Annotated in this window: 12 protein-coding genes; all 12 read right to left on the bottom strand. The window is 59.5% G+C overall.

Annotation, left to right across the window (positions count from 1 at the left end; all coding sequences use genetic code 11):
* Window positions 1-50 precede the first annotated feature (50 nt).
* Window positions 51-1,007, bottom strand: a complete 957-nt coding sequence (locus K0H48_RS18760; protein ID WP_219268638.1) for a DMT family transporter — start codon at window positions 1,005-1,007, stop codon at window positions 51-53.
* Window positions 1,008-1,088: 81 nt separating this feature from the next.
* Complete coding sequence (locus tag K0H48_RS18755; RefSeq protein WP_219268637.1) at window positions 1,089-2,045, bottom strand: fimbrial protein; 957 nt, start codon at window positions 2,043-2,045, stop codon at window positions 1,089-1,091.
* Between the two features lie 92 nt (window positions 2,046-2,137).
* The gene (locus tag K0H48_RS18750; protein ID WP_219268636.1) at window positions 2,138-3,094 is read right to left on the bottom strand and encodes a fimbrial protein; all 957 of its coding nucleotides are present in this window, start codon (window positions 3,092-3,094) and stop codon (window positions 2,138-2,140) included.
* A 74-nt stretch (window positions 3,095-3,168) separates the two neighbouring features.
* Complete coding sequence (locus tag K0H48_RS18745) at window positions 3,169-3,705, bottom strand: fimbrial protein (RefSeq protein ID WP_219268635.1); 537 nt, start codon at window positions 3,703-3,705, stop codon at window positions 3,169-3,171.
* Window positions 3,706-3,716: 11 nt separating this feature from the next.
* The gene (locus K0H48_RS18740; protein ID WP_219268634.1) at window positions 3,717-4,196 is read right to left on the bottom strand and encodes a fimbrial protein; all 480 of its coding nucleotides are present in this window, start codon (window positions 4,194-4,196) and stop codon (window positions 3,717-3,719) included.
* Between the two features lie 13 nt (window positions 4,197-4,209).
* Window positions 4,210-4,704, bottom strand: coding sequence for a fimbrial protein (locus tag K0H48_RS18735; protein ID WP_219268633.1), 495 nt, complete (start codon window positions 4,702-4,704; stop codon window positions 4,210-4,212).
* Window positions 4,705-4,714: 10 nt separating this feature from the next.
* Window positions 4,715-5,299, bottom strand: coding sequence for a fimbrial protein (locus K0H48_RS18730; RefSeq protein WP_219268632.1), 585 nt, complete (start codon window positions 5,297-5,299; stop codon window positions 4,715-4,717).
* Window positions 5,300-5,324: 25 nt separating this feature from the next.
* On the bottom strand, window positions 5,325-6,083 hold the full coding sequence (locus tag K0H48_RS18725) for a fimbria/pilus periplasmic chaperone (protein ID WP_138814567.1): 759 nt from the start codon (window positions 6,081-6,083) through the stop codon (window positions 5,325-5,327).
* On the bottom strand, window positions 6,080-8,683 hold the full coding sequence (locus K0H48_RS18720; RefSeq protein ID WP_219268631.1) for an outer membrane usher protein: 2,604 nt from the start codon (window positions 8,681-8,683) through the stop codon (window positions 6,080-6,082). Before K0H48_RS18720 ends, K0H48_RS18725 begins: the two co-directional genes overlap by 4 nt.
* A gap of 20 nt (window positions 8,684-8,703) precedes the next feature.
* Window positions 8,704-9,264: a fimbrial protein gene (locus K0H48_RS18715; RefSeq protein ID WP_219268630.1), complete on the bottom strand. Its 561-nt coding sequence runs from the start codon at window positions 9,262-9,264 to the stop codon at window positions 8,704-8,706.
* 52 nt (window positions 9,265-9,316) lie between these two features.
* A complete protein-coding gene (locus K0H48_RS18710) occupies window positions 9,317-9,838 on the bottom strand; it encodes a fimbrial protein (RefSeq protein ID WP_219268629.1) in 522 nt (173 codons plus the stop codon).
* 497 nt (window positions 9,839-10,335) lie between these two features.
* On the bottom strand, window positions 10,336-11,520 hold the full coding sequence (locus K0H48_RS18705) for a thiolase family protein (protein WP_219268628.1): 1,185 nt from the start codon (window positions 11,518-11,520) through the stop codon (window positions 10,336-10,338).
* Window positions 11,521-11,608: the final 88 nt, after the last annotated feature.

Here is an 11,608-nt window from a genome sequence, read left to right as displayed (position 1 = left end):
CCCGGGGCAAGCCTGCTCGCCACAGTGGACGTTTTCGTCCTTAAAGGCTATTAAGACGCCAATCGCACTCGCCGGGCCTTGAGCCCGGCGAGCAGCGACGGCGCCAGTGCTACCGTCGCTGAACCGAGCATCACCACCAACGCGCCGACGTAGCCCACGGCATTGATCTGTTCCGCCTGCACATAGTCCGGCCACAGCCATGCCGCCAAGGCCACCGCCACAAAGGTCACCAGTGGCGTCAGCGCCAAGGTTGCGCTCACTCGCGACGCCTCCCAATGCGCCAGCGCCTCGGCAAATGCACCATAGGCCACCAGCGTGTTCATGCAGCACGCGAGCAGCAGCCAGCCTTGCAGCGGACTCAATTGCAACGCCTCCAGCGGATGCGCCCACGGCGTGAGCAACAGTGCGCACGAGAGGTAGATCACCATCATCACCTGCAACGAATTCCACACGGTCAGCAATTGCTTTTGGCCCAGGGCGTAGAACACCCAGATGGTGGTAGCCAGCAGGATCGTCAACACGCCCGCCGTGTAAGTGCCCATGGAGGTCAGCAGCTCAGCCAGGCGCTGGTTGAAGAACAGACCAAAGCCCAGGATCAGCACCACCAGCCCCATGCCCTGCCCCAGGCTGAAACGCTCCTTGAACACGAACACACTGGCGATCATCAAAAAGATCGGCCCCATCTGCACCACCAGTTGTGCAGTCCCGGGGCTGAGCATTTTCAGGCCGACCAGGTACAACACGTAGTTGCCCACCAGCCCGCACACGGCCATCGCCACCAGCCAGCCACCCTTGGGGCCAAGCACCTTGCGACTGGGCAAACGCCGAGTCAGCGCCAGGTAGATAAACAGACAGCTACCCGCTACCACCAGGCGAAACCAGGTGACGGTGACCGGGTCCATCACCTGCAACACTTGTTTGAGCTTGATCGGCAGAATGCCCCAGAGCAGCGCGGTCAGCAGGGTCAGGAGAAAACCATAGACCCAGCGGCCCGAAGAAATGTGCATGTGTGCCCCAAAAAACCAGAGGTGGAGGAGCGGGCATTCTAGGGCGATGCACGGTGCTTTGGGTATCGATGATTTTGGGGGTCAGGGCACGCCCATCACCAGCACACCGCTGCCACTTATGGCACCTGCGGCCGGCAGGGAGCCATTGCGCCGCACCAGCGAAAACGTTACATCGTCGCCGCCCACACTGTTGGTGATGCGGGTGAGGAATGAACCGTTTACCGGCACCGCGGTTCCCGCGCGCACCATGGCCGTACCCACATCCGGATTACTCATCATCAGCAGCCGCGTGTCGAAGCCTGTTCGAGTGCCTTTGTAGGTAATCGTGATCGGCGTGTTGATCCCGCCGTCCGGGCATGAGTAGGTGAGCCTGCGATTGCTGACAACGGTCGATGTGAGTGGGTCGGTGCCAATTGCCCGCTGGTGCACGGTGCCGAAGTTGATCTCGATCGGGTTGTTATTGTTGATCGTGCAGGTGGACGGGGAGACGGTAAAGTTGTTAGCCGCAGTGTAGGTGACGGTGAGCTGCGGCCGGGTGCCGTCGTAGTTGTTCGAACTGGTAAGGCGCAACAGACCCAGGTTGTCGCCGATGCGAACATCGAACGGATTGGACGGGTAGTTACGCAGCAAAATGTAGGGTGTGACATCGATCGGGTAAAAGACCCCGTTGTTGGGGATGTTCGCGATCCCGATGCCGGACGGCACCGGCGTATTTCGGAACACGCCGTTGATGCGCAAACCGGTGCCTTCGCCGGCAAATTTTGGGCCTGGAGTCCAGGCCGTGCCTGCGGCGCTCCCACTGGTCCAGAAGTCCGTATGCCAAGCGGGGCCGCCGCTATAGGTAAACCGACATTCCAGCCTTGCCCCTTCCAGCATGAGCCTCGTGCGATCTGCAGCCAAGGTGACCGTAACCGGCACCTGCAGGTTGGGGTTGCCATTTTGCCAAGGCCCGCCGTTAACACGGCAGTCGACGGCGTGTGCCGTCATAGACACAGCTGCCAGGGCGAGAAGCGCCAGGGCGCCATAGAGTCGTTTCATATTATTTCTCTTCATTCTTCTACCCAGGCGCTGCCCGAGAAACAGTCTGGAGTATCGAGGTTTGTATAGTTAGCTTTCGGCGGGCTTGGGCCTTATGGCACACCCATCACCAGCACACCGCTGCCGCTTATGGCGCCTGCGGCCGGTAAGGAACCATTGCGGCGCACCAGCGAAAACGTCACATCGTCGCCGCCCACACTGTTGGTGATACGGGTCAAGAACGAACCGTTCACCGGTACGGCACTACCGGCATGCACCATGGCCGTACCCACATCCGGATTACTCATCGTCAGCAAGCGTGCGTCGAACGCCGAGCGGGTGCCTTTGTAGGTAATGGTGATCGGCGTGGTGATGCCGCCGTCCGGGCACGAGTAGGTGAGCCTGCGATTGCTGACGATGGATGTCGTCAGCGGGTCGGTGCCGATTGCGCGCTGGTGCACGGTGCCGAAGTTGATCTCGATCGGGTTGTTATTGTTGATCGTGCAGGTGGATGGGGAGACGGCGAAGTTGTTGGCTGCCGTGTAGGTAAGTGTGAGATTGGCTGCGCCGGAATCATAATTGTTGGTTTGGTCCAGACGTAGCACTCCGAGCGTGTCGCCTACTCGAACATCGATTGGATTCGTTGGGTTATTGCGTAGCAAAATATAGGGCGTTACATCGACGGGCACTGCCGAGCCATTATCGGGCATGGTCGCAATGCGAATACCGAACGGGACAGGAGTGTCGCGGTAGGTTCCGTTTATTCGCAAGCCAGTGCCTTGGTTGTTGAATTTTGGCCCGGGTGTCCATGGCGCGCCAACCCTTACCCCGGTTGCCCAGTAATCCTCCCGCCAAGTTGGGGCACCACTGGGGGTAAATCGGCACTCTATCCTCGCCCCTTCAAGGATGATGCGGGTACTGTCCGCACCCAACCGGACGGTTACCGGTACCTGCAGATTTGGCTGCCCACCGACCCATGCACCACCATTGATACGGCAATCGGCGGCGTTCACGGCTGTAGTCACGCCAAGCAGGGCGAAAAGCCCAATGGTGCCCAATAGTCGTTTCATCTTGATCTCTCGTTGCTTTTATTTACCCAAACGCTCAAATGGCGTTCGGCCCTCGTCTTGAAGACGAAGCGCAGCTATGGGTAATCCAACGTAAAGGTCGAGGTCACCGTGTACGCACCGTGCCCAATGGTTTGATCGCGGATAGCCGTCGGCTCGCCCTTCACGTAAGCCTTGAGTTCGATCACATTGCTGCCATCGCTTAATACCTGTTCATCGCTGACGGCATTCAAGGGCAATGGCTTATCGCTTAACGTCTCGATACCGACGCCAATCCCTGAGGCGCCACTGCCACCGTCCAGCGCGAGCAAACCCGGAAGTTCGCCATTTTCGGCACCGCCGAAGGTGATGGTCACGGTGTTGCCAATGCTGGTGTCACACTCTTCCAGGTGCAGTTGGAAACGCTTGCCCACCGTTCGCGTGTTGATATAAAGGTGCTTGCTGGTGACATCCCAGAGTTCCAGCGTGATGGCCTCATCGCCTGGGCGGATGGTGCAGGCTTCCTCCACCAGATTGCCCTTGAACACCAGGTTGTTCGCGCCCTGCCCCACAGGAATCAGGCCGAAGGTGAGCAGCAGCGCCAACCCGCCCTTATGCAAAATTTGGTCTCGCATCGACTCAGCTCCTACTGGTATTCAGCCAACAATGTGGCCACGGCCGTGAACCGCGCGGGGGTCAATGTGGCGCCTGGCTGTTGCACGGGCACCACCTCCAATGTCGGCGGTGACGACAGGATGATGTCCAGCGGCGTATTGAGTGGAAATGGCAGGTTATTCTGGAAAACCCGAATGCCCAGCGCCGGCACGCTGGTCTGCACCGCCGCACCGTCAAACGAGGTGGCTGTGCCGTTGATGCTCAATTTGAGCTCCCAGGGCAATGTGTCGGTGCCACAGTTGATGGCATAACCGACGCCCCGGCGGTACTTCACACCGTCGACGCGTTTTACCCCCACATCGCCAAAATCCACCTCAATGGTGTTGCCGCTGTCGATCGTGCACGGCGGCGGTTCATTCAGCGTACCGCTGAAGGTCAAGTTGGCCGACGCACCACTGCAAAGGCCGATGGAACACAAGGTGAGCAACAGGCGTTGCTGCCAAAATGTCATTGAGCATTCCTCGTCATTGGTAATCGACCACCAGGGTTGCGACGGCATCAAATGCCCCGCCGGTCAGCTTGCTGCCCACGCGTTTGACGGGCACCGCCTGTACCGCCGGGAAGTTGGGATAGGTAAAATTCACCGCCGTATTCAACGGCCAGTCAGCGCCATTCACGAACAGCTTGACCCCAAGGTCGGCCTTGCGGGTCGACAGCACTCGACTGTCAAACCCGGCGCCGGTGCCTTTGAGTTCCAGGGTCAGGGCGTTGCTGAACGGCGAATCACAGGTGACGGTATAGGGCACGTCCCGACGGTAATTGACCCCGTCTACCCGTGACGTCTGCAGGTCGTTGCCAAACGGCACATCCAGGGTTGTGCCACTGTTAATCACGCAAGGCGGCGGCGCGATGATGACCGCGCGGATGGTCAGGCTGGTATCAGCCTGCACACCTTGGCCGGCCGCCCACAGCAAGCCGCCACCGATAAGAATGGCCCACGGGCCGAATGATTTAGCCATCGCTCTGCCCTTACTCATAGTTGAGCCTGAATTGCACCACGGCCTTGAATGCCCCACTGGTCAACGGCGCCGAGGTGCGCGTAGGTCGAACACGCCAGGTCTGGGTGTTGCGGCCTACGGGCAAAAACAACGGTTGGCCCCTTGAGCCCAGCTGTACGTCGCGGCCCAAGGCGTCGGTCAATTGCAGGCCCATCCCGGTGATGCCTTGCACTTTGACCAGCCGTGGGTCATCGGCATCGGCCGGCGCATCAAAGGTTACCGACAGCACCGGTTGGTAAGCACTCCATGTCAGGTTTCCCGTGCGTTCGTTGCGCACTCGGCCGGCAGTGCGCAGGCAATCGGTAAACCGCAACTGGAATGCCTTGGCCGTGGCCTGGTCACCGGGCCGTTGCAATTGGCTGGTCGACACGTCGTCCAGGTCAACCGTCTGATGCAGTGAGGTCATATCCAGGCTGCAAGGCGATTCATGCATAGAGCCGAGCACATTCAACATCCCACTCATTCCTTCGATATCTTCGTCGTCCTCGGCGGCGTGAACGCCCGCCGCCAAGACCCATAACAGGCCGCCCAAGACCTTCACACGTTGCGACTTCATGATGTTCTCCAGCAGCTGGCATTACTCAATTAGGCGATGAGGCCTGCACGTTCACGTTGCACGTGTCACCCGTGCAGGTGAACGCCAGGAGCGGGCGACCGCCGTAGTCATTCACATAGGCCAGGTAAGGCGCCGTACCCAGTGCCTTGGCAGAGGGGCCCAAGGTCAAGCCCTCCTTGGGCGGGATCATCAGGGGCGCAAAGCCCTCCACGGTTTTGCCCTCCTTGCTGCTGCGCGCGTCCACCAGGGTCACGTAGTAAGGCGTCGGGTTGTTGACCCGGTATTGGTCACCTTGGCGGGTCAGGGTGAGTTTCTGCTGCCAGGGGTTGGAGAGGTCCTGCTGGCTCGGCGTAATGGCTTGCGGCCGGTAGAACAATTTGATGCGGGTCTGCAAGGCAATTTGCAGGGTGTTGGACTTGTCGCTGCGCGGCGGAATTTCCCGCAGGTTGAAGTAATAGACCGTCTCCCGGTCCTGCGGCAGCGACTTGGCCGCCGGCAGCGCCTGGACTTTGACTTGGCTTTGTTTGCCAGGCTCCAAGCGTTGAACCGGCGGCAGCACGATCAACGGCGAGGTGATTTTTTGACCCGCCTCGTCCTCGATCCAGCCCTGGGCCAGATACGGCAACTGGGTGTTGTTGTTGGTGATATTCACGCTGGTGGCGTCTTTGCCGCCATCAAAAATCACGCGGGTACGGTCCAGGCCGACTGCGGCGTTGGCGCTCTGGCTCAGGGCCAGGACCAGCAGAGCCAAGGCCTGGGAGGTGAGTCGTGTGTTGGGCATCATGAGGATGTGTTCTCCGTATCAGTGGGCTTGCCGGTCAGTACGGCGGGTTCAGCCAAGGGTGGGTCTGTGGCTACCACCTGGCAGTGCAGTTGCAGGGCGTCGGTCAACCCATCCGCCGGCAACGTGGCAGGCAGCGTGAGCAGGCAGCGTTCGTCACCGCCCCAACTGACGACCATCTGTTCACCGGCACGAATACCGCTGAGGTAGACATTGCCGCCGTCATTCACAATCCCGGTGTCCTGTTGCTTGAGGTTCTTCACCGTGGCGCCAAAGGGCGGCGAACTGCCATCCGGCAGGCGCAGAATCGCCATGGCTTTTTCACCGGCAATCACGCTCAGCGAGCGATAACCAATCGCCCCTTCGGTGAGCGTCAACTGCGTGACCGATTGAGTGGCTTCGACCGTGCTCGGCAAGCGCTCCAGATCCACGCTGGCTGCCGTACGCTGATAGCTGCTGATATCGGAAATAACCGCTTTGCCGAAGGCATTGCTGCGCGTCGGCGAGCCGTAACCGCGCACCGGCACGTCGGGTACACCACCGGTATCGAGCATCAGGCGCGTGCCGCCGGTGCTGGTGGTACGGTGCAAGGCCGCGCCATATTGCGTGAGCGTGCCACCGCCACGCGCCGACACATCAAGGCGGCTGTAGCCACCCTCTTGAGTGCTGGCGCTGACGTTGATATCGGCCTGGTCGCCTATATGGCTCAAGTAACCACTGGCGGACGAATCGCTGGCACTGAGCTGATAGCTGTTGCGTTCATCGAGACGATCGCTGTAGCGCGTCGTAAAGCTGTTTTTGCCGGCGGTCCGGTCGGCGTCCATCGACAATGTGCCGGTGCGCCCCAGGGGCAAGCTGACGGTAACGGCCATGCCGTTGTCTTTGTAGTTGTAGTCCTCGGTGCGGTACATGTTCAGAGACAGGCTCATGTTCTTGACCGTGCCCACATTGAAGTAGCGCGACAGCGACAGGTTCCAGCGCTGCGTGTCTGGCCGATCCCAATAGGTTTGCTTGTTGTAGCTGGCGTAGACAGTGGCGCCCAGGTCGCGAAACTGCTTGTTGACCGTGACCGTATACAGCGCCTTGCTGCCACCAATCGGCTTCCACCCCTCACTGGGGTCGCGATAATCGCCGCGCCCGCCGAGTTCGCCGTTCAAGCCGTAATACCGGGCGTCCAGGTATTCGCTCATGCTCAAGAAGTTTTTCTCGGAAAACCGGTAACCGGCGAAGGTCACTTGGCTGTCGTACTCTTCAAAGTTCTTGGAATACTGAAGGCGATAGGATTTGCCCGAGAGCGTCTCGCGCCAGACCTCGGCGCGCGACTGCGTCACATCCAGCGAGACGGCACCGAACGCCAGCAAGTCCCGGCCAGCCCCGACCGATAACGCCCGATAGTTGTTATCGCTCATGCCGCCGCCGAACAACGACCAGCCATTGCTGATGCCCCAGGAAAACTCGCCGGTACCAAAAACGTTGCCATCGGAGCCGTTCTGAAGATTGGACGGTCGGCCAGTCGCCAGCTTGTAGCGAACCTGCCCTGGGCGCGTCAGGTAAGGAACACCCGCAGTGTCCATCTGAAAGCTGTGCACCGAACCATCCTGTTCTTCCACCCGCACATCCAGCTTGCCCGTGACCGCGTCCTGCAGATCCTGGATGCGATAGGGGCCGGCTGCGACCAGGGTTTCATAGAGCACGCGCCCCTGCTGGCTGATGATGACCTTGGCGTTGGTCTTGGCCACCCCGACCACTTCCGGCGCGTAGCCACGCAAGTTGGGTGGCAACTGGCTTTCATCCGAGTTGAGCGCGGCACCGGTGAAGCGGAAGCTGTCAAACAGGTCCGAATACAGGTAGTTCTCGCCCACCACCAAACGTGCCTTCAGCGCAGGAATGGCGCGGTACGCGTAGTAGCGGCTCCACTCAAGCCTTTGCGGCCCGGCCGCTTCCTGCGGGCCACGCTCGACGCGCCCCTGCCAGTCGGCCCGCAAGCGCCAGGCGCCAGCGTTAGCCCCAACGGTGCCGTTACCACTGAGGTTATTGCGGTTGCCATCGCCGCGCTGATAGTTGGACTGCGCCGTGAGGCTATAGTCGACCAGCAACCCCGGTACACCTTCATCCCATCGCGAAGGCGGGTCCCAGTTAATGGCGTTGTACTCCAGGTACGCCTGGGGCAAGTTGATACTCAGCGTGGAAGTCGCCAAATCACCGCTGACTTCCATGCCTGGCAAACTTTGAATATCCAGACACTCGCCGCCCTTCCACCATGCCAGCTTGTCGGCATCGGAGACTTTCAGGCTCAACTGTTCTACCAGGCTGCGCGACAAACACGCCTGACTGCCTTTGGGATCTTTATCCGGCGGGTAGAACGCCACTGCCTGTTCAGGAATAGGCTGGCCATTGACTTGCACGACCATCGTGTAAGTACCCGGCAAAATAAACCCGCTGCGCGCAAATTGAGACAAGTCAATATTGCTGCGATCCATCAGGTCGAGCACATCCGTATTAAACTCGACATCGCCGGCGCCCAACGCTGTTCCTGCCAGAGACATCAACCCGCCAAACAGGCTAGGGCGCAGCGTATTTTTGAACTTCGCTGTATTCAACATGAACGCCTGTCCATCACTATTCAAAAGTATTCCAACTTGAACCGCACTGCCGCGGTGTGAGCACCCACGACCAGCGGCAGTCCATTACCGACCAGATAGAACCTGTAGTTGAGGGTCATATCGCCCTCCGACAGAGGCGTGGGTGACATTCGCTGCCCGGGAATACTCTCTTCGCCGGCAGCGTCAATGATGTGCAGCGCAACCCCCTGCGAGGCACCCGACACCGCGAAGGAAAGCCCGGCCCGGTCGGTTGCGCCGTCAAACGTCACGCGCATGTGCTCCCAGTCAGGCAGGGTTGCCCCTGGGCGCGACGGGTCCGGGCGAGTCAGCGTGCAATTGACCAGGCGCAACTGGAAGGGATGGTCTTCGCCGCGCGTGTTGCGTAGCAGCCGGCCAACCGGCTCCGGTGGCATCTCGATGGTCTGATCGATACTGCTCAGTTCCAGCCCACAGGCTGAGTCAACGACTTCTCCTCCGAGCAGGACGACGCCATCACCTTGCGAAGTCGCCTGGGCAAATACGCAAGGACCGATGAATGTCGTCAATGAAGAGGCGAATGCGAGGCGTATGAATGTATTCACCTGGATCTCCCGTCAGCGTCCCCCCGCCACACAGGGTGGCGGGGAGCAAAACTTACTGATAAGCCAAGGTGAAGTTGGTGACGGCGCTGAAATCGCCCGGAATGATCGGGTCGGTGGCGGCGCCTTGTACGTAGGCACCGAACTCCAGGGTGTTATTACCGGTGGCGATAACCTGCGGAGTAGTGGGTGTGCCCAGCTCGATCAGGTCGCCGCCGTGGGTCATCATGATGCCCACGCCGCCTGCTCCGCCGACCGTACCGATCGCGCCAGGGACCGCGCTGGAAGGCGCGCCGGTAAAGGTTGTGGTCACGGTGTTATCGGTCAGGCCGGACAGGTCGCAGCCTTCAAGCTCGATCAGCACACGACGGGCTTCAGACTTGCCGCCCGACTCCAGTTGGTGTTTGGCAATCGCCCCCAGGCGAACGGTCTGATCCACAGAGTCAGGCTTGATAGAGCAAGCACCCGAGTGCACCGACCCCAGAAACGTGACGGTTCCGTCTGCTGCCTGCGCAACAGAGATCGAGCCGGCCAACAGACCGATAGACAACAGCGCAGCTTTCATTTTGGTTTTCATTAACAGATTCCCACTTAATTACCAGGTGTCTTTAAAGAAGCTCTGCCACAGGTCGGTGCAGGGCTGATTAAACGAGCGGTTATAACCCGTGCTGTTGAGGCGATGATTCCTGAACTGTTTTTCCAATTAGTTGTATTGCTATTCAGGAAATCTCTCAACGCAGGGCAATTCTCCACCTCACACTTTGGTAAGTAAGCCGTCCATTTCCCTTAACTAAGTAGCCTGGAGATATCACGACTCGCGGGAAAAGTATGGCCTTTTGCCAAAACCTTAAAATCGACTGAAGGAATTGGCCTACATGCAGATTAATGAGAATAATTCAGCACCACTGACATCTGTAGGACCGGGATTACATGCATTAGAAAGTACCAGTCATTATTGGATCATGACCACTAATTAACTAACGCAAAGTGCAACAGGGTTATGACTAAACTGCAGACGTACACAGGGGGAGCATGCTCCCCCTGTGTAGTGATCGAGCACGAACTGTCGGTTGACTAACGCACTGCCTCAAACAACCCGGTGGCGCCCATGCCACCGCCCACGCACATGGTGACGATGCCGTAGCGCAGGTTACGTCGCTGCAGCTCACGCACCAGGTGCCCGACCTGCCGCGACCCGGTCATGCCGAACGGGTGGCCAATGGAGATCGAGCCGCCGTTGACGTTGTATTTGGCATTGTCGATTTGCAGGCGATTGCGGGCATAGAGGCACTGCGAGGCAAACGCCTCGTTAAGCTCCCACAGGTCGATATCCGCCACCTGCAAGCCCTTGGCCTTGAGCAGTTTTGGCACGGAGAACACCGGGCCGATGCCCATTTCGTCCGGCTCGCAACCGGCCACGGTAAAACCACGGAAAAACGCCTTGGGCGTGAGCCCCAGTTGCAGGGCTTTTTCCAGGCTCATCACCAGAGTCATCGAAGCGCCATCGGACAACTGCGAGGAGTTGCCCGCTGTCACCGAACCGTCTTCGGCAAACACCGGCTTAAGGCCATTGAGGCTGGCCAGTGTGGTGTCCGGGCGGTTGCAGTCGTCGCGGTCGACCACGCCATCGAGCACCTGCACCTCGCCGGTATTTTTGTCTTCGACCTTGTACTGGACGGCCATTGGCACGATTTCATCATCGAACAAACCGTCGGCCTGGGCCTGGGCGGTACGCTGCTGGCTTTGCAGGGCATACAGGTCCTGGTCTTCGCGGCTGACGTTATAGCGGCGCGCGACGATCTCGGCAGTCTGGCCCATGGGGAAGTAGATGCCCGGCACCTGCTCTTTAAGCAAAGGGTTGATCAGGTTGTCGGTGTTGACGCTTTTCATGGTCAGGCTGATGGACTCGACGCCACCGGCGACGATGATGTCGCTGCAACCCGAGGCAATCTGGTTGGCCGCAATCGCAATTGCCTGCAAGCCCGAGGAACAGAACCGGTTGAGGGTCATGCCCGCCGTCCCGGTGCCCAATTGCGAGAGCACCGCCACGTTACGCCCGATGTTGTAGCCCTGGGCGCCTTCGTTGGAGCCGGCGCCGACAATGCAATCCTCGACCGTCGCCGGGTCGATACCATTACGGGTCAGCAGCGCGTTGACGCAATGGGCCGCCATGTCATCCGGGCGCGTCTGGTTGAACTTGCCACGAAAGGACTTGGCCAGGCCGGTTCGCACGCTGTCGACGATCACTACTTCACGCATAGGCTACCTCGATCTTGTGGTTGGGAGATGGACCGAGCATAGAGCCGGGCCTGCCCAACCGCGATGATCATTCACCTGGCATATACAA

The organism is Pseudomonas sp. Xaverov 259 (assembly GCF_019352915.1).
Lineage (GTDB): Bacteria > Pseudomonadota > Gammaproteobacteria > Pseudomonadales > Pseudomonadaceae > Aquipseudomonas.
The sequence above is the reverse complement of the archived record's forward strand: the minus strand, read 5'-3'. Positions and strand labels throughout refer to the sequence as shown.

What these genes read in the sequence shown, in the direction of transcription:
- K0H48_RS18750 (WP_219268636.1), bottom strand. Translation starts at nt 3,094, where the DNA reads ATGAAACGACTATTGGGCACCATTGGGCTTTTCGCCCTGCTTGGCGTG.
- K0H48_RS18730 (WP_219268632.1), bottom strand. Translation starts at nt 5,299, where the DNA reads ATGAAGTCGCAACGTGTGAAGGTCTTGGGCGGCCTGTTATGGGTCTTG.
- K0H48_RS18755 (WP_219268637.1), bottom strand. Translation starts at nt 2,045, where the DNA reads ATGAAACGACTCTATGGCGCCCTGGCGCTTCTCGCCCTGGCAGCTGTG.
- K0H48_RS18720 (WP_219268631.1), bottom strand. Translation starts at nt 8,683, where the DNA reads ATGTTGAATACAGCGAAGTTCAAAAATACGCTGCGCCCTAGCCTGTTT.
- K0H48_RS18735 (WP_219268633.1), bottom strand. Translation starts at nt 4,704, where the DNA reads ATGGCTAAATCATTCGGCCCGTGGGCCATTCTTATCGGTGGCGGCTTG.
- K0H48_RS18705 (WP_219268628.1), bottom strand. Translation starts at nt 11,520, where the DNA reads ATGCGTGAAGTAGTGATCGTCGACAGCGTGCGAACCGGCCTGGCCAAG.
- K0H48_RS18740 (WP_219268634.1), bottom strand. Translation starts at nt 4,196, where the DNA reads ATGACATTTTGGCAGCAACGCCTGTTGCTCACCTTGTGTTCCATCGGC.
- K0H48_RS18745 (WP_219268635.1), bottom strand. Translation starts at nt 3,705, where the DNA reads ATGCGAGACCAAATTTTGCATAAGGGCGGGTTGGCGCTGCTGCTCACC.
- K0H48_RS18760 (WP_219268638.1), bottom strand. Translation starts at nt 1,007, where the DNA reads ATGCACATTTCTTCGGGCCGCTGGGTCTATGGTTTTCTCCTGACCCTG.
- K0H48_RS18710 (WP_219268629.1), bottom strand. Translation starts at nt 9,838, where the DNA reads ATGAAAACCAAAATGAAAGCTGCGCTGTTGTCTATCGGTCTGTTGGCC.
- K0H48_RS18725 (WP_138814567.1), bottom strand. Translation starts at nt 6,083, where the DNA reads ATGATGCCCAACACACGACTCACCTCCCAGGCCTTGGCTCTGCTGGTC.